Source organism: Corynebacterium sp., assembly GCF_022712275.1.
GTDB lineage: Bacteria > Actinomycetota > Actinomycetes > Mycobacteriales > Mycobacteriaceae > Corynebacterium.
This window is the reverse complement of record NZ_JALAGU010000013.1, coordinates 51,806-69,056: the sequence shown is the minus strand read 5'-3', so window position 1 is coordinate 69,056 and position 17,251 is coordinate 51,806. Positions and strand designations below refer to the sequence as shown.

Sequence of the window (17,251 nt, the reverse complement as noted above, 5' to 3'; positions counted from 1 at the left end):
GTGGGGGACCAGCCACCAGCGGGCGGCACCGGGGGACATCGCGTCCGCCAGCAGGGCCGCTGTGAGTGTGTCCGCCCCGTCGAGGGTCACCGGGGCGCGGCGGGCCGCGGCCTGGGTGAGGACACCGACCATCACCGTGAGATCCGGGGTACCCAGGATGCGGAGGATCTCCCGGACGGATCCGGCGTCCCACGGGCCGTTGCGGTAGCCGCGGGCGCGGAACATGGCGTCCCGCACGGTCTCCACCGCATCACGCCACACCGCGACGTCCGCGCCGATCTCGTGGCGCACCACGGCGACGGGCTCCTTGCGGCATACCGTGGCGGTGACCGCAGCCGACGAGATGTCGGTGGCGGAGCTTCCGCTGCCACTGAGCAGCAGCAGCGGGACGCCGGAATCGACCGCGTGGTCCGTCAGCGCCGCCCCCTCGGCGAGACGCTCTTCGACCTCGTCGGCGTCCAGACCCACTGCCGCGGCCGGGGCGACCGGGTGGACCCGGACATCGACGCCGACGGTGGACGCCAGAGAAGCCAGGCGGGACCCGCCGGCGGTGGTCTCCGCGGCGAACGACTCTTCCGCCGTGACGGACAGGAGCGCAGGTGGCTGCCCGGTGTCCCCGGTGAGGGAGGTCGTCAGGGCCGTGTCCCGGGCCCAGGCGGCCAGGGCGGGCAGCAGTGCGGTCGGGGCCGTGGTGGGCATCTGGCTAGACCGTGTCGCCGATGTTGACCTGCGGGGCCGGGGTGCGCATCCTGCGGATCATGGTCGCGCGGGTGAAGGCGTAGAAGCCCAGGGTCCAGCGGCCGAAGGCACGGTCCGGGAAGCGCTCGTCGACGAGCTTGTTGACCTTGCGTCCGAGGAAGAAGCCCTCGATGACCAGCAGGACGATCACGAAGAGCATGATCAGGGAGACCAGGTTGGCGATCTCCGGTGCGCTCATTCCGATGATCATGACCAGCACGACGATCAGGGCGATCGGCAGGAACATGTTCATCATGTAGCGCCGGGAATCCACGTAGTTGCGGACGAAGAGCTTCTCCTTGCCCTGGTCGCGGGGCAGCAGGTAGTTCGGGTCGCCGGCCATCATGCGCTCATTGGCCTTGCGGCGGGCGACCGCGGCCTCCTCGCGCTCACGCTTCTTCTTGTCCTTGAACTCCTCCTTGCTCATGGACTTCTTCTCGGCCTTCTTCCGCTCCCTGGCCTCCTTGGGCGTGAGCGGGGCGTCATAGTGGGCGCGGCGGGTACCGGCCTGCCGCTCGACATCGTTCCGCCGCGGGGTGGGGCGGCCCTTCTTCGGGGTCTGACCCTTCGGGAGGGCGGCGTCCTCGAAAGTATCCTCGAAGGCGCCGATGTTCTCGTCTGCGGCGTTGTCGCCGGGGGTGTCGGCTTCTCTGTTCCAGGGCAGTTTCACACCCCACAGGCTAGAGCACGACGGGGGAGGTGTCCCAACGAGGTCCCGTTGCAGGGGGGAGAGTGCCGCGGGCACCGCCACGGGAATACACCGCTGGAATTGTCGGTTGAACGGGGGTAGCGTGACAACCAACCGCAATACCGAGGAGGAACAGATGACCGCTCCCGAGAAGACCACCGGCGTCGAAGTGACCGGTGCCGCCGCCGCGAAGGCTGCCGCTCTGCTGGCCCAGGAGGGCCGTGACGACCTCTCCCTGCGCATCGCCGTGCAGCCGGGCGGTTGTGCGGGACTGCGCTACCAGCTCTTCTTCGATGACCGCAGCCTCGACGGCGACCACGTCGACCACTTCGACGGCGTGGATCTTGTCGTGGACAAGATGTCGGCCCCGTACCTCATGGGTGCGAAGATCGATTTCGCCGACACGATCGAGTCCCAGGGGTTCACCATCGACAACCCCAACGCCGGCGGTTCCTGCGCCTGCGGCGACTCTTTCAGCTGACCGGCTCCGCGCCGACGCGAACGACCCCACAGGGTGGATCCACGGTGATCCACCACCCTGTGGGGTCGTTACTCTGTGCCGGAGGGGCGGCGTCCCTCCCCGCTACCTCCCGCGGCGCGCCCTAGAGCTGGACGGGGTAGTCCTGCTCGTCGATGTCCGGGTGGATCCGGTTCTCGACGAAGATGCCGTGCCAGATCATGAACGCGATGACGGTCCACAGGCGGCGGGAGTGGTCCGGGCCGCTCCCGGAGTTCATCGCGACGCGGTGCTCGTCAAGCATCGCCAGAACCTCCGCCTTGTTGAAGATGTCCTCGGTCCGGGACTCTTCGATGGTGGTACGGGCCCAGTCGTAGAGCTCCGGGCCGGCAAGCCAGTGGCGGATCGGCACGGGGAAGCCGAGCTTCTTCCGGTTGATCACGTGCGGGGGAACGATGAGCTCCATGGCACGACGCAGCGCGTACTTCGTCGTGTCGTGGCTGATCTTCAGGTCGTAGGGGATCGTTCGGGCGACGTCGAAGACGACCTTGTCCAGGAACGGAACGCGCAGTTCCAGGGAGTTGGCCATGGTGATCTTGTCTGCCTTGACGAGGATGTCACCGCGCATCCAGGTGAACAGGTCCAGGTGCTGCATCCGCGACACCGGGTCGAACTGTTCCGACTGTGCGTAGATCGGGGCCGTGACCTCACGGTGGTCCCACTCCGGCCGCGCGATCTTGAGGACGCGTTCGAGCTGCTCGTAGTTGAAGGAGCGGGCGTTGCCGTAGTAACGCTCCTCCATCGGTGTGGTTCCGCGCAGGAGAAGGGACTTGCCGCGCTGGCCCTCGGGCAGGGCCTGACCCAGCCTGTTGAGGACCTTCTTGATCGGGGAGGGGACCTTGTCGAACGGGGCGAGGGACAGGGGCTCCTTGTAGATGGTGTAGCCGCCGAAGAGCTCGTCGGCGCCCTCACCCGAGAGCACCACCTTGACGCGCTCACGCGCGGCGGCGGCGACGAAGTAGAGGGGGATCAGGGCCGGGTCAGCCACCGGGTCGTCGAGGTACCAGATGATCTTCGGCACCGCGGCGGCGAATTCCTCGGGGGAGACGACCTTGACGACGTGTTCCACGCCGATGGCCCCGGCGGACTCGGCGGCGACATCGACCTCGGAGTACCCCTCACGCTCGAAACCGGTGGTGAAGGTGATGAGATCCGGGTTGTGCTGCTTGGCCAGTGCGGCGATCGCGGTGGAATCGATACCCCCGGAGAGGAAGGAACCCACGGTCACGTCGGCCCGCATGTGCTTGGCCACGGAGTCCTGCAGGGCGTCCGCGATCTTCCGGAACAGGGCGTCTTCGCTGCCGGAGGGTACCGGGACCGGGGTGAAGTCGGGGCGGAAGTAGCGCACTGCCTTCACCTCGTCGCCGGGATGCAGCGTGGTGTGGCAACCGGACTCGAGGCGACGGATGCCGGCGTGGAGGGTCTCCGGCTCCGGGACGTACTGCAGATCCGTGTAGTGGACGATGGCCCGGTCGTCAAGGCTCTTGTCCAGACCGATGGCCTCTGCCATGTCGAGGATGGACTTCTTCTCGCTGCCGAAGACGGTGCCGGCCGCGGTCGTCGCGTAGAACATCGGCTTGATGCCGAACTGGTCGCGGGCGAGGAACATGGTGCGTTCGGTGGCGTCCCACACGGCGAAGGCGAACATGCCCCGCAGGTGGTTGACGACGTCCTCGCCCCAGTGGTGGTAGCCGACGACGATGGTCTCGGAGTCGCCGGAGGTGTTGAAGGAGTAACCGGCGGCCTGCAGCTCCTCGCGCAGTTCCAGGTAGTTGTAGATCTCACCGTTGAAGGTCATGGAGTAGCGGGCGGGCTCGCCCTCCGGACCCCACTGGAGCGGCTGGTGGGAGTGCTCCAGATCGATGATGGACAGTCGGTTGAAACCGAAGACGACGTCGTCGTCGTTCCAGGTCCCGTCCTCGTCCGGGCCGCGGTGACGCATGCAGGGCAGGGCGTGGGCCACGGGGTCGACGAACCGGGGTGCGTCGCCGAGGGCGGTGAGAATTCCAAGAAGTCCACACATGAGCTGTAGAGGTCATCTCCATACTTATAGGGAAGGCGGCCGGACGGGGAATGCCACGGCGGAGGCCGCACCTGCCGGTCGCGGGTACGGGAGACAACGATACTAGGCACACACCCGCCGCACGCCAGTCGGCACTTCCGGTGCAGGCGGGGGAGGTGCGGCAGGACGCCAGGGGGGTCGGCGGGAGACAGAGGTATCCGTACGGTCAACCCCGAATAGGGCCGTTGTATGCCCGACACTGTGACCTAGATGATGGACGCCGGGAAGGCATGCACTATTGTCGTTCATTGATACGGAAAGTGCGGGTAGTCCTCTGCAGGTGACCCCGCGCAGCTTCCGGTGAACACGACGTGTGATTGAGGAAGGCATACTCGCGTGGAACAGCGAAAAGTTCACGGTATGGCCCGCAAGCTGGGACTGGCCGGCGCTCTGGGACTCGGTGCCCTGGCCCTTGCCGGCTGCGACGCCACTCCCCCCGACAACGGTTTCTTCCATGCCCTGCGCATGGGCTGGCCGGACGGCATCACCCCTGAGTCCAAGTCCATGGGCAACTTCTGGGTCTGGACCTGGGTTGCCGCATGGATCATCGGCATCATCATGTGGGCTCTGATGTTCGTGGTGATCTTCCGGGACAGCGCCAAGCGCGCCAAGAAGGCCGGTAAGGGGGAGTTCCCGCGTCAGACCGCCTACAACGTCAACCTCGAGCTGACCCTGACGACCGTCCCGATCCTGATCGTCATGGCCCTGTTCTTCTTCACGGTGCAGACCCAGGACGAGGTCACGGCACTGGACAAGAACCCTGAGGTCACTGTCGACGTCACCGCCTACCAGTGGAACTGGAAGTTCGGCTACGGCGAAGTCAAGGGGAACCTGACCCCCGACGGATCCGACTACGACGGCACCGACGAGCAGAAGACCTCCGATTCGGCACTCCTCTCCGCCCCGAGTGAAGAGGTTGACGAGCACGAGCCTGCGGGCCCGATCCACGGCAATTCCTCCGAGGACTACTCGTACCTCAACTACGACAAGATCGAGACCCTCGGTACGTCCGAAGAGGTTCCGGTCCTGGTTCTGCCGAGCAATACCCCGATCGAGTTCAACCTTGCGTCCTCTGACGTGATCCACTCCTTCTGGGTTCCGGAGTTCCTCTTCAAGCGCGACGCCATGCCGCACCCGGAGAAGAACCACCAGGAGCGACGCTTCCAGATCGCAGCCATCGAGGAGGAAGGTGCCTTCGTCGGCCGTTGTGCCGAGATGTGCGGTACCTACCACGCGATGATGAACTTCGAGATCCGTGTCGTCTCCCCGGAGGCCTTCACCGAGTACCTCGATTTCCGTCAGTCGAACCCGACCGCCACCAACGCGGAAGCATTGAAGTCGATCGACGAAGCGCCGTACGCCACCAGCACCCGCCCCTTCCTCCCGGACCGTGCCGGTACCCGTTCGGTGGACGGCGACAACTACATCGGCGACGAGGCCGCGTAAGCGGCAGGAACTCCAAAGGAGAGAACAATGCGGCAGACAGCCAAGTTGATGTACGGCCTGGCGGCGTTCCTGGTCGTCATGACGGTCCTGTATTTCTTCGCGACCGCCAAGCTCAACGACAACGGAAACGGTCAGGGAATCGAGTGGGCCGGTGGTACCGGCCTGGTGCTCGCCACCCTGCTGTGCCTCTTCCTCGGTGGCTACTTCCACCTGACCAATGCCAAAGCCGACATCGAGCCGAAGGACTGGGAGCAGGCCGAGATCGAGGACGGTGCCGGCGTGCTCGGCTTCTTCTCCGCGAGCTCCGGTTGGCCCTTCCTGATGGCCTTCGCCATCATGCTCATGGGCTACGGCATCGCCTTCTTCCACATCTGGCTGATCCTCATGGGTGCCGTCATGCTGGTCTGGGCGACCATCATGCTCAACCTGCAGTACGGCCTTCCCCCCGAGAAGGACTAGGGGCGCTCGACCCGGTCGTGAAGGACAACGCCCGGCCCACCGGAAACGGTGGGCCGGGCGTTGTCCTGTGTCCGGGGGGTCTGCCTGACGGCTCAGCTGTTGATGATGAGCTCCATGGCCTGCTGTGCCTTGCCGGACTCCAGTGTCTCGCGGGCCACGGCGACCTGCTCAGTGAGGACGGTGCGCAGATCCGAATTCTCCCAGCCCTTGACCACGGCGAGTGCGGCAGCGGAATTGATCAGGACTGCGTCCTTGACCGCACCCTCGAGCTCGCCGGCCATGAGGCGGCGGGCGATGTCGGCGTTGAACGCGGGGTCACCGCCGCGCAGGGCGTCCTCCTCGTAGATGTCGAGACCGTAGGTGCGCGGGTTGATGGTGAACTCCCCGGTGCGTCCCTCGCTGTCGACGGTGACGACCTCAGTCGGGGCGCTCACGCTGATCTCGTCCATGCCGTCGAGGCCGCGGACGATGAGCGCGCGGACGCCCTGGTGCGCGAAGGCGCCGCCCATGATCGGCATCATGTCGCGGAAGGCGCAGCCGACGAGGGCGTACTTCGGGGTCGCCGGGTTCGTCATCGGGCCCAGGAGGTTGAAGAGCGTGGGAACGCCGAGCTCGGAACGTACCGGACCGGCGAAGCGCATCGCGGGGTGGTAGGTCTTCGCGAACATGAAGGCGAAGTGGGTGCGCAGCGCATCGGCATGGATGGTCGCCGGGTCGCGCTCGATGTCGAGTCCCAGGGACTCCAGGACGTCCGCACCACCGCACAGCGAGGATGCCGCCCGGTTGCCGTGCTTGACGACGGTCACACCGGCGGCTGCGACGACGAAGGAGGCCATCGTGGAGATGTTGACGGTGTGGTGTCCGTCGCCACCGGTGCCGACGATGTCGACGGCATCTCCGATGTCGCTGAAGTCCACCCGGGTCGCGAACTCACGCATGGTGTTCGCGGCGGAGGAGAGCTCGGCGGCGGTGATGCCCTTGACCCGCAGGCCGTAGGAGAACGCGGCGATCTGGGAGTCGGTGGACTCTCCGGCCATGATCTGACTGACGGCCCATGCGACCTGGGACTCACTGAGCTCCTCGTGACGCCCGATGCGGTCGAGAACGCCCGGCCAGGTGAAGTAGCTGGCAGGAAGCTTGTCCTGTCCGAGCGCGGGAACGTGGTCCGGACTGTGGGCCGGAGTAGCCATCAGATCTCTCTCTTCTCCTGACTCATGTCAGGTTGATGGGGCGTTTGTCATGCACACCGTGGATGGTGCACCAGTTCAGTCTATGCCCCCGTCGGGGGAGTGGGCGCGCGTGGGAGTCGGTCAACTGCGGGGTCGTCGGATACACTTTCCGGAGATGGTTCGGGGCTCTCCGCGGGAGCAGTTCCATCCACCCTCTTCCGGGGGTGGACAGGGAGGGGTGCGTGGTTCCCGTCGGGGGCCGGGCGGCGCAGGGGAGGGGTCTTCACCTGCAGGGACGCCATGCGTCGGACGGGGTCATCCAAAAGTTCCCGTCTAGCCCCGTTTGTGGTCAATTCCCAGGGAACGCCGATTCCTGACCTGCAGTTTTTCAGAAACTGCGGCCTTAAGGGGGGTCGCGAATCGACTACGGGGGCCGTACACGTCATAATTGTGGACGTGACGAGCGCAGTTGGAAACCAAGGTATGGCAGCACCACAACGTGTTGCGACGCTGAACCGACCGAACATGGTCAGCGTCGGCACGATTGTGTTCCTGTCGCAGGAATTGATGTTCTTCGCGGGACTCTTCGCGATGTACTTCGTGTCGAAGGCGAACTCGGGTGGTGACTGGCCGTCTCACCCGACAGAGCTGAACGTGCCCTTCGCACTCGGTATCACCGTGATCCTGGTGTCGTCGTCGTTCACGGCCCAGTGGGGCGTGTTCGCCGCCGAGCGTGGAGACGTCTTCGGCCTCCGGAAGTGGTACGCACTCACCATCGTGCTGGGTGCCATCTTCCTGATCGGCCAGACGTACGAGTACATCCACCTCGTGCAGCACGGGACGACGATCTCGAGCAGTGTCTACGGGTCGGTGTTCTTCATCACCACCGGCTTCCACGGCGCACACGTCCTCGCCGGCGTGCTCGCATTCGTCGTGGTGCTCCTCCGCACCGCGAAGTCGAAGTTCACCCCGGCCCAGGCCACCGCAGCCGTCGTCGTGTCGTACTACTGGCACTTCGTCGACGTCGTGTGGATCGGCCTGTGGATCACGATTTACTTCATCCAGTAGGCCGAACGGGCCGATGTGTGACGCTCGGCCGTTAAGCCCATCGCATTCCGTATGACGAGTTAAGGGAACAAGATGGATACCAACCACAGCATGACCGAGGGGGAGCAGCCCGTGACCGGCTCCCCTGAGGCATCCACAACACGCAGGAAGCGCCGCTCGCGGCGTAAGCTGCGCCGGACTGTCGCCGGAGCGCTCGCGCTCGTGCTCGGCCTCTCCGGTGCAGGACTGATCGCCCAGGCAGTGACCCCCGATGCTCAGGAGGCGACGGCTGACGTCGACGCCGAGTCCCTGATCAGCCAGGGTAAGGAGATCTACGAGGTCGCCTGTATCACCTGCCACGGCGCCAACCTCCAGGGTGTCCAGGACCGCGGTCCGTCCCTGGTCGGCGTCGGCGAAGGCGCCGTGTACTTCCAGGTCCACTCCGGCCGTATGCCGATGAAGCGCAACGAGGCCCAGGCCGAGCGCAAGGACGCCCGCTTCAACGAGCAGCAGACTCTTGCGCTGGCAGCCTACGTCAACGCCAACGGTGGTGGCCCCGGCATCGTGAAGGACGCCGACGGCGCCATCGCGATGGAGTCTCTCCGCGGTTCCAACAACGACAACGGCAAGATCGACCCCTCCGACGTCGCCCGTGGCTCCGATCTCTTCCGCCTGAACTGTGCGTCCTGCCACAACTTCACCGGTCGTGGTGGGGCACTGTCCGGCGGTAAGTACGCGCCTGTCCTGGACAACGCCAATGAGCAGGAGATCTACCAGGCCATGCTCACCGGCCCCCAGAACATGCCGAAGTTCTCCGACCGTCAGCTCACCGCTGACGAGAAGAAGGACATCATCGCGTACATCAAGTCCGCGAAGGAGACCCCGTCCCAGGGCGGCTACGGTCTCGGCGGCATTGGCCCGGTCACCGAGGGCATGCTGATGTGGATCGTCGGCATCGTCGTGCTCATCGGCGGAGCTATGTGGATTGGAACCCGGTCATGAGTGAAATCAAGAGCAGTTACACCTCGGACGAGATCGCGGCGATGAGCGACGAAGAGCTCGCCCGCCTCGGCACCGAGCTCGACGGGGTCACCGTCGCATACCGCAAGGAGCGGTTCCCGGTCGAGGATGACCCGGCTGAGAAGCGCGCCGCCTTCGGCATCAACGTGTGGTTCGCACTGTCCGTGGTCCTGGGTATCGCCTTCGTGGCGGTCTACCTCTTCTGGCCGTGGCAGTACAAGCACCTCGAGGATGACGGCCTGTGGATGTACACCCTGTACACCCCGCTGCTGGGTGCGACCGCCGGCCTCTCGATCATCTGTCTCGGTGTGGGTGCGGTCCAGTTCTCCAAGAAGTTCGTCCCCGAGGAGATCTCGGTCCAGACCCGTCACGACGGTCCCTCCGAGGAGATCGACCGTAAGACGATCACCGCGCTGCTGAACGATGCGTGGAAGACCTCCACCCTCGGTCGCCGTAAGGTCATGATGGGCCTCGCCGGCACCGGTGCAGCCCTCATGGGGCTCGCTGTCATCCTCCCGCTGGGTGGCATCATCAAGAATCCGTGGAAGCCCAAGGCCATGGGCATCCAGGGTGACGGGACGCTGTGGACCACCGGCTGGACCCTCGTCGAACAGGGCGAGAAGGTCTACCTCGGTCGCGACACGGCGGCCATCGCCGAGGAGCACAACGGGCACTACAGCACCCAGGGCGTCAACCGCCTGGTGCGTGTCCGCCCGGAGGACCTCGACGCCGGCGCCATGGAGACCGTGTTCCCCCTCTCCGAGGAGATGGTGAACGACGGCGAGAAGTACGACGCCGACCGCGATGTCTACGAGGAGCACATGCACTCCGTGCACGGCCCGCGTAACTCGGTCATGCTGATCCGTCTCCGCCACGAGGACGCCGTCAAGGCTGTCCAGCGTGACGGCCAGGAGGACTTCCACTACGGCGACTACTACGCCTACTCGAAGATCTGTACCCATATCGGCTGCCCGACGTCCCTGTACGAGCAGCAGACCAACCGAATTCTCTGCCCGTGCCACCAGTCCCAGTTCGATGCACTTCACTGGGGTAAGCCGGTCTTCGGTCCCGCGGCGCGAGCGCTGCCGGAGCTGTCGATCAACGTCGATGCGGACGGTTACCTCTACGCCGACAAGAACTTCATTGAGCCGGTCGGCCCGGCATTCTGGGAGCGTAAGTCATGAGCACATCCACCAAGCCGTCCCGCATGGCGATGGCCGCCGACAACATGGACCAGCGGTACACCATGGCCGCCGGCATCCGGAGGCAGATCAACAAGGTCTTCCCGAGCCACTGGTCCTTCATGCTCGGCGAGATCGCGCTGTACTCCTTCATCATCCTTCTTCTCTCGGGTGTCTATCTCACCCTGTTCTTCGACCCGTCGCTGTCGAAGGTCATCTACGACGGTGCCTACGCACCGCTCAACGGTGTCGAGATGTCCCGTGCCTACGAGACAGCCCTGAACATCTCCTTCGAGGTGCGCGGTGGCCTGTTCATCCGCCAGGTCCACCACTGGGCGGCCCTGCTGTTCGCAGTCTCGATCGTGGTCCACATGCTGCGCATCTTCTTCACCGGTGCGTTCCGCAAGCCGCGTGAGGCGAACTGGGTCATCGGCTGCGTCCTGCTGCTGCTGTCCGTCGCTGAGGGCTTCATGGGCTACTCCCTGCCGGATGACCTTCTCTCCGGTGTGGGTCTGCGCATCATGTCCGCCATCATCGTCGGACTGCCGATCATCGGTACCTGGCTGCACTGGATCATGTTCGCCGGTGACTTCCCGGGTGACATCATCATCCCGCGTCTGTACATCGCCCACGTGCTCCTGATCCCGGCCATCCTGCTGGCCCTGATTGCCGCCCACCTGGCCCTGGTCTGGTACCAGAAGCACACCCAGTTCCCGGGTGCGGGGCGCACCGAGCGCAACGTCGTCGGTGTCCGCATTCTCCCGGTGTTCGCGGTCCACTCCGCGGCATTCGGCATCATCACCTTCGGAGTCATCGCCCTGATGGCCGGCCTCTTCCAGATCAACGCGATCTGGAACCTGGGTCCGTACAACCCGTCGCAGGTCTCCGCCGGTTCCCAGCCGGATATCTACATGCTCTGGACTGACGGTGCCGCACGTATCATGCCGGCGTGGGAGCTCTATCTCGGTAACTACACGATCCCGGGTGTGTTCTGGGTTGCACTGCTGCTGGGTCTCCTGGTGGTTCTGCTGTTTGCCTACCCCTGGATCGAGCAGCACTTCACCAAGGACAACGCGCACCACAACCTGCTGCAGCGTCCGCGCGATGTGCCGGTCCGTACCTCCCTCGGTGTCATGGCCATGATGGCGTACTTCGTGCTGACCCTCTCGGGTGGTAACGACCTCTTCGCCCTGCACTTCCAGATCTCGCTGAACGCCATGACCTGGATCGGTCGCATCGGCTTCCTGGTGCTGCCTCCGATCGCCTACTTCGTCACCTACCGGATTTGCCTGGGTCTCCAGCGCAACGACCGCGCGGTGCTGGAGCACGGTATCGAGACCGGCACCATCCGCCAGCTCCCCAACGGTGGATTCATCGAGGTCCACCAGCCCATCGGCCCGGTCGACGAGCACGGTCATCCGATCCCGCTGGAGTATGCCGGCGCCCAGGTGCCGACCAAGCTCAACCAGCTCGGCTTCGCCGGTCAGCCCGGCCGGGGCGGATTCTTCCGCCCGGACCCGGAGGACATCGTCGAGAAGGTCTCCGAGATCGAGGAGGCCAACGAGCACGAGAAGATCGAGATGCTGCGTCGCCTCAACGAGGCCAACCGCGCCGCTCTCGAGGACAAGGGCCACTCCAACCCCTAGGACCGCTGAGTTCCGCCCGTCATACACGCAGACCCCGGGCCCACCGTCACACGGTGGGCCCGGGGTCTGCGTTGTACGGCTGCATTGTCCGGAGGACGCTGATCCGTGACGATCGTGTACAGAGTGGCCTACCCCGACTCGCTCACGCCGCAGAGATAGTGGAGAAGATCGAGTGTCGCCAAGACGTCAGAGACCGTACGGTGCGTCGGGCGGTGGGCAAGGTCGAAAGCGTCCGCCAGGGTCTGCAGACGGTAGCGGCCCACACGGGAGCGGGGGACGAGGCTACGTGCGGTCTCTGCGGTACACAGGGTTGACGACGCCGTCCGTGGGGCGCTGTGCGTGGCGCTGATCCCGGCGTCGATGAAGGCGAGGTCGAAGCCGACGTTGTGGCCTACGACCGTGTCATGGGCGAGGAAGTGGGAGAGTTCCCCGAGGACGTCGTCGACCGGCGGGGCCTGACGCACCTGTCGGTGGGTCAGACCCGTGAGAGAGGTGATGATCTCGGGAATGGGCCGTCCCGGATCCACCAGGCGATGGAAGAGGGCGACTGGACGCCCCTCACGCACCCGTAGAGCCGCGATCTCGATGATGCGGTCGCTGTCGGGGTCCAGTCCGGTGGTCTCGCAGTCCACGACGACGCAGTCCCGGAGGCTCCGGCGGAGGCTCTCCCGGAGCTCGTCGTGCGCGGAGCGGGGGGTCATGGGGTCCCATTCTAGCGGTGCTCAGAGGCACTGAAGTGTGACTGCTGTGATTGGAGGGAAGGTTACCGGCCGGTGGTGAGTTGCGATCTGCCATTTGTGATGAGTATCACAGCAGCTGACCGGGGACGGCTGATGTGACCTGTGTCTCTGTGTCCTGTCGCGTGGTCGCTGGCGACATTTCTGCTGGTTGCGGCGTTATCGAACCGTGATCTTCAGTAGTTCACCAGTTGTAGTGATATCTCTATCTGGGCTTGGTCACGGTTGGATAACGGCGCCGAGTTCAGCTTCGCGGGTCTCGTCCGCTGGACACGGAGCGTGATCGTTTCGTAATCTCATCGTGACCTTGAGGGGCGCGGTTCGAAGAGCGTCCCCGCAACGATCTCGAAAGGCAATTTCCTCCTATGGGTAAGCACAGTCTGAAGAACGGTTCCCCCCGGCGCAACATCGTGGCCGCGGCTGCGATCGGCGTCGGCGCCGTCGTCGCACTGCCTGCGACCGCCCAGGCTGCCCCCGTCCAGGTTCCCGGCACCGACTTCTCCGTCGACGTCCCGAACGAGGTCCTGGACGCTGCCGGCAACTACGTGGACACGAGCGCCTTCACCGGAGCTGCTGCCGCCGCCGAGTCGGCCGTGGCCTCCGCCGCCCCGACCTCCACCGGTCAGAAGATCGCCGACGCTGCGATGTCGAAGCAGGGTGCCCCCTACGTGTGGGGTGCCACCGGCCCGAACTCCTTCGACTGCTCCGGTCTGACCTCGTGGGCCTACAGTCAGGTCGGCAAGTCCATCCCGCGCACCTCCGGTGCCCAGGCCTCCGGTGGAACCCCGGTGTCCCTGAATGCCCTGCAGCCCGGCGACATCATCTCCTACTACTCCGGCGCCTCCCACGTCGCGGTCTACATCGGCGACGGCAAGATCGTCCACGCCGTGAACGAGGGCACTCCCGTCCAGGTCAACGACATCAACTACATGCCGATCAACAACGCCGTCCGTTTCTAGGACCGCACTCCCGGCTCTGGCGCCGATACTCCTCACGGGGTGTCGGCGTCGTTGTTCTTCAATCACATCAGCACCATCTGTCACAACTTCGTCAGTTGCCACCCTAAGGTTGCAGTTCGGTCACGAAGTTGTGGCAATATGTTCAACGGATCGACCTTCCCCACCCGAAGAGGTACTACAACCGTGACCAAGCGTTACACTGCCCGCCACCGTGCCACCGCTCCCGCCGCCCGTACCCGGCCGGCCATGCGGACAGTCGCCGGACTCGGGCTCAGCATCGGCACGGCTGTCGCCGGTGTTTCCGTGGCACAGGCGGAGCCCGCTGCACCGGCTCCCGCCGACAATGCCGCGGACCTTTCCTCCACCCCGGTGGACACCTCCCCGCTCCCGTCGGATGCGGACGGTCTGCTCGACCGACTCAACGAGATCTCCCGCCAGGCCGAGGCGACCAGTGACAAGGTCGAGGAGAACCGCGCCGCCCTGGACGGCGCGCGCACGCTGCTTGACCGCTCGAACGCCGCCCTCGACTACTACACCCAGGCGTCGGACAAGGCCGTCGCCCGTGCCGAGGCGGCCCGGGGCCCGGTCACCGAACTGTCCCAGTCGCTCTACCGAGGTGCCACCGTGGATCCGGTGACCGCCGCCATCGGTTCCGCCAGCCCGCAGGACGCCATCGACCGCAGTGCCTACGGGTCGGCACTCAACGCCACCCGTACCGCCACGGTCGAGAACCTCCAGACCTCCCTGTCCGACGCTGCGGCGTCGAAGTCCCTCGCCCTGCGGTCGAAGGCCACCGCCGACTTCCAGCTCATCGAGTTCGGACAGCGTCAGGCAGACCTTGACGCCCGCACTGCCGAGCTGGACTCCATGAAGGAGCAGATCTCCGAGGCCGTCGACGCGATGCCGCAGGACCAGAAGCAGCGGTGGATCGACCGCAACGGTCCGATCCAGGTCGACGTCGAGGAATTCCTCAACGAGGCCTCCGCCGTCGCCGGCGGCGTCGTGGGTGCGGCGATGAGCAAGCTCGGCAGCCCCTACTCCTGGGGTGCGACCGGACCGGACGCCTTCGACTGCTCCGGACTGATGTTCTGGGCCTACCAGCAGATGGGCAAGTCCATCCCGCGAACCTCCAGTGCCCAGATCGCCGGCGGCACCCCGGTCTCCCGTGACCAACTCCAGCCTGGCGACATCGTCGGCTACTTCTCCGGTGTGAGTCACGTCGGCATGTACATCGGTGACGGCAAGATCGTCCACGCCTCCGACTACGGCATCCCCGTCCAGGTCGTCAGTGTCGACAGCATGCCCTTCGCCGGCGCAGCCCGCTACTGAGAGCTGTAATGCCCGCCCGGTCCGAGCATCGCGTCCTGCTCGTCACCAACGACTTCCCTCCGACCTTCGGCGGAATCCAGAGCTACCTGAGGGACTACTGCCTGGAGCTGGAACGACGCGAGCCCGGCCGGCTCGTGGTGCTGGCGTCCACGCAAGACGCCGAGGCCGCGGCGGCCTATGACGCCACTCTGCCGTTCCCGGTGGTCAGGTGGCCCCACCGCATCCTGTTCCCCTTCCCGGCCGAGGCCCGCCGGATGGCACAGGTCATCCGCGAACACGACATCCACACCGTGTGGTTCGGCTCCTCGACACCCTTCGCTCTGCTGGCGAACGCGGCACGGCGGGCCGGTGCCCGACGGATCGTCGCCTCCACCCACGGCCACGAGGTCGGTTGGTCCATGGTGCCGGGCGGGCGCTCCGTCCTCCGCTGGATCGGACGCTCCGTCGACTGCCTGACCTACGTCTCCCGGTACGCCCGCGGGCGCTTCATGGCGTCCTTCGGCCCGACGGTCGCCTGGGAGCCGATGCCCGGTGGGGTGGACTCCGCCCGTTTCCGACCGGACCCGGAGGGTCGGGAGACGGTGCGGACCCGGCACGGCATCGACGACCGCAGGGTCATCGTCTGTGTCTCCCGGATCGTCTCGCGCAAGGGGCAGGACACTCTCGTCGCCGCCATGCCGCGGATCCTCGACCGGGTGCCGGACGCCCACCTGCTCATCGTCGGTCCCGGTGACTACGCCGAGACGCTGCGCACCATGGTCGGGGAGCGGGGGCTCGGGGACCGGGTGACGCTCACCGGCCCGGTGGATGCCGGGGAACTCGTCGCCCACTACTGCGCCGGCGACGTCTTCGCCATGCCGGTGCGCACCGAGGGCGGCGGCTTCTCCGTGGAAGGTCTCGGCATCGTGTTCCTCGAATCCCAGGCCTGTGGCGTGCCCACGGTCGCCGGGGACGGGGGAGGAGCCCCTGAATCCGTCCTCGACGGCCGTACCGGTGACGTGGTCGACGGAACCGACACCGACGCCGTGGCCGACGACATCGCCCGGCTCCTGGCTGATCCGGAGCGGGCGCAGAACTATGCCTCGGAAGGACGCCGCTACGTCGAAGAGGCCTGGAACTGGCACATTCTCGGCGAACAGCTCTCCGCCGTGCTCGACGGCGACGGGCGTCGCCCGCCGAGGCACAGTTGGAACTGGCGGGGCTGACCGATACCCTGGGAGGGTTGCACAGGGCGACTGCCGCTGTGTTCTGGCGTGTGATCTGAGAGGACGTGGACGCGGACGTGTCAACGAGTGAACAGCTGACCATCGGTATCGACATCGGCGGGACGAATCTGCGCGCCGCGGTCGTGGACGGGACCGGCTCGATCATCGATATCGAGCAGCTCCCCACCCCGAGTTCGGTCAACGCGCTCGAGACCGCCATCAGCCATGTCGTCGGCATCCTCCGCGGACGCCACGAGGTCACGGCTGTGGGGCTGGCTGTCGCCGGGTTCATCACCGCGGACCAGACCTCCGTCCGCTTCGCCCCGCATCTGCCGTGGCGGGACATGGAGGTCCGTGACAGGCTGACCCGTGTCCTGGGCCTGCCGGTGGTGCTGGAGCACGACGCCAATGCCGCGGCCTGGGGTGAACAGATCCTCGGACCCGGCCGCGACGCCGGTACCTGGGCCTTCTTCGCCGTCGGTACCGGTATCGGTGGCGCCCTGGTCACTGACGGCCACATCTACCGTGGCGCCTTCGGCACAGCACCGGAGTTCGGTCACCTCACCGTGGTCCAGAGCGGACGCTCCTGCCCCTGCGGCAAGCGTGGCTGCCTGGAGCGCTACTGCTCCGGCAGTGCACTGGAGCTCACCGCCCGCGAGTTCATCGCCACCGGTCGGCACCCCCGCAGTGCCCTCGCCCAGCATTACCACTCCGCCCCGGAGGGCATCACCGGCCGGGCCGTGGTCAACCTGGCCCGTGAAGGCGATGTGCTGGCCTGTGAGGTCATCGCGGACTTCGCCCGCTGGCTGGGCCGGGGCCTGGCCGTCGTCCAGGAGATCCTCGACCCCGAACTCATCGTCCTGGGCGGCGGCGTGAGCCGTGATTCGGATCTCTACCTGACCGAGGCCGTCGCTGAAATGGCGCAGAATGTCGTCGGCGCCGGACACCGCCCGCTCGCGAGCGTGGAGACGGGAGTGCTCGGAGCGGACGCAGGTATGATCGGCGTGGCGCTTCTCGCCGGAGCAGTGAACCCCTGAGAGAGGAAATT

General features: G+C 65.8%; 16 protein-coding genes. 11 read left to right on the top strand and 5 right to left on the bottom strand.

Translation table 11 applies throughout. The features are described 5' to 3' along the window. On the bottom strand, positions 1-699 hold a 699-nt coding region (locus Q0A27_RS02540), incomplete at its 3' end, for a nicotinate-nucleotide--dimethylbenzimidazole phosphoribosyltransferase (RefSeq protein ID WP_291473511.1). Between the two features lie 4 nt (positions 700-703). After that, complete coding sequence (locus Q0A27_RS02535; RefSeq protein WP_291473510.1) at positions 704-1,408, bottom strand: DUF3043 domain-containing protein; 705 nt, start codon at positions 1,406-1,408, stop codon at positions 704-706. 154 nt (positions 1,409-1,562) lie between these two features. Here Q0A27_RS02535 and Q0A27_RS02530 point away from each other — a divergent pair, with 154 nt between their 5' ends. Continuing rightward, positions 1,563-1,907: an iron-sulfur cluster assembly accessory protein gene (locus Q0A27_RS02530; protein WP_291473509.1), complete on the top strand. Its 345-nt coding sequence runs from the start codon at positions 1,563-1,565 to the stop codon at positions 1,905-1,907. A gap of 121 nt (positions 1,908-2,028) precedes the next feature. On the opposite strand, the gene asnB is transcribed toward Q0A27_RS02530, so the two are convergent. Then, positions 2,029-3,966, bottom strand: a complete 1,938-nt coding sequence (gene asnB, locus Q0A27_RS02525; RefSeq protein WP_291473508.1) for an asparagine synthase (glutamine-hydrolyzing) — start codon at positions 3,964-3,966, stop codon at positions 2,029-2,031. A gap of 375 nt (positions 3,967-4,341) precedes the next feature. Here asnB and Q0A27_RS02520 point away from each other — a divergent pair, with 375 nt between their 5' ends. Next, positions 4,342-5,451: a cytochrome c oxidase subunit II gene (locus Q0A27_RS02520; protein WP_291473507.1), complete on the top strand. Its 1,110-nt coding sequence runs from the start codon at positions 4,342-4,344 to the stop codon at positions 5,449-5,451. A 27-nt stretch (positions 5,452-5,478) separates the two neighbouring features. Continuing rightward, positions 5,479-5,910: a cytochrome c oxidase subunit 4 gene (locus Q0A27_RS02515; protein WP_291473506.1), complete on the top strand. Its 432-nt coding sequence runs from the start codon at positions 5,479-5,481 to the stop codon at positions 5,908-5,910. A gap of 92 nt (positions 5,911-6,002) precedes the next feature. Here the strand turns inward: Q0A27_RS02515 and trpD are convergent, their stop codons facing one another. Then, positions 6,003-7,100 carry an anthranilate phosphoribosyltransferase gene (gene trpD, locus Q0A27_RS02510; protein ID WP_291473505.1) on the bottom strand — a complete coding sequence of 366 codons (1,098 nt, stop codon included), beginning with the start codon at positions 7,098-7,100 and terminating at the stop codon, positions 6,003-6,005. 435 nt (positions 7,101-7,535) lie between these two features. Between trpD and Q0A27_RS02505 the strand changes: the two genes are divergently transcribed. The 4 genes from Q0A27_RS02505 (at position 7,536) to Q0A27_RS02490 (ending at position 11,973) form a co-directional block, all read left to right on the top strand. Next, positions 7,536-8,147: a heme-copper oxidase subunit III gene (locus tag Q0A27_RS02505; RefSeq protein WP_291473504.1), complete on the top strand. Its 612-nt coding sequence runs from the start codon at positions 7,536-7,538 to the stop codon at positions 8,145-8,147. 72 nt (positions 8,148-8,219) lie between these two features. Beyond that, on the top strand, positions 8,220-9,128 hold the full coding sequence (locus Q0A27_RS02500; RefSeq protein ID WP_291473503.1) for a cytochrome c: 909 nt from the start codon (positions 8,220-8,222) through the stop codon (positions 9,126-9,128). Then, positions 9,125-10,330, top strand: a complete 1,206-nt coding sequence (locus tag Q0A27_RS02495) for a ubiquinol-cytochrome c reductase iron-sulfur subunit (protein ID WP_291473502.1) — start codon at positions 9,125-9,127, stop codon at positions 10,328-10,330. Before Q0A27_RS02500 ends, Q0A27_RS02495 begins: the two co-directional genes overlap by 4 nt. After that, positions 10,327-11,973 (top strand): cytochrome bc complex cytochrome b subunit, encoded by a 1,647-nt coding sequence (locus Q0A27_RS02490; protein ID WP_291473501.1) that lies wholly within the window; start codon positions 10,327-10,329, stop codon positions 11,971-11,973. Before Q0A27_RS02495 ends, Q0A27_RS02490 begins: the two co-directional genes overlap by 4 nt. 128 nt (positions 11,974-12,101) lie before the next feature. Here Q0A27_RS02490 and Q0A27_RS02485 read toward each other — a convergent pair whose 3' ends face one another. Beyond that, positions 12,102-12,674: a PolC-type DNA polymerase III gene (locus Q0A27_RS02485; protein ID WP_291473500.1), complete on the bottom strand. Its 573-nt coding sequence runs from the start codon at positions 12,672-12,674 to the stop codon at positions 12,102-12,104. Between the two features lie 401 nt (positions 12,675-13,075). Between Q0A27_RS02485 and Q0A27_RS02480 the strand changes: the two genes are divergently transcribed. The 4 genes from Q0A27_RS02480 (at position 13,076) to Q0A27_RS02465 (ending at position 17,240) form a co-directional block, all read left to right on the top strand. Further along, entirely contained in the window at positions 13,076-13,669 is a 594-nt protein-coding gene (locus tag Q0A27_RS02480) for a C40 family peptidase (protein WP_291473499.1), read from the top strand. A 183-nt stretch (positions 13,670-13,852) separates the two neighbouring features. Next, a complete protein-coding gene (locus Q0A27_RS02475; protein WP_291473498.1) occupies positions 13,853-14,998 on the top strand; it encodes an NlpC/P60 family protein in 1,146 nt (381 codons plus the stop codon). A gap of 8 nt (positions 14,999-15,006) precedes the next feature. Beyond that, entirely contained in the window at positions 15,007-16,203 is a 1,197-nt protein-coding gene (locus tag Q0A27_RS02470; RefSeq protein WP_291473497.1) for a glycosyltransferase family 4 protein, read from the top strand. 77 nt (positions 16,204-16,280) lie between these two features. Then, the gene (locus Q0A27_RS02465; protein WP_291473496.1) at positions 16,281-17,240 is read left to right on the top strand and encodes an ROK family protein; all 960 of its coding nucleotides are present in this window, start codon (positions 16,281-16,283) and stop codon (positions 17,238-17,240) included. The last annotated feature ends 11 nt before the right edge of the window (positions 17,241-17,251 follow it).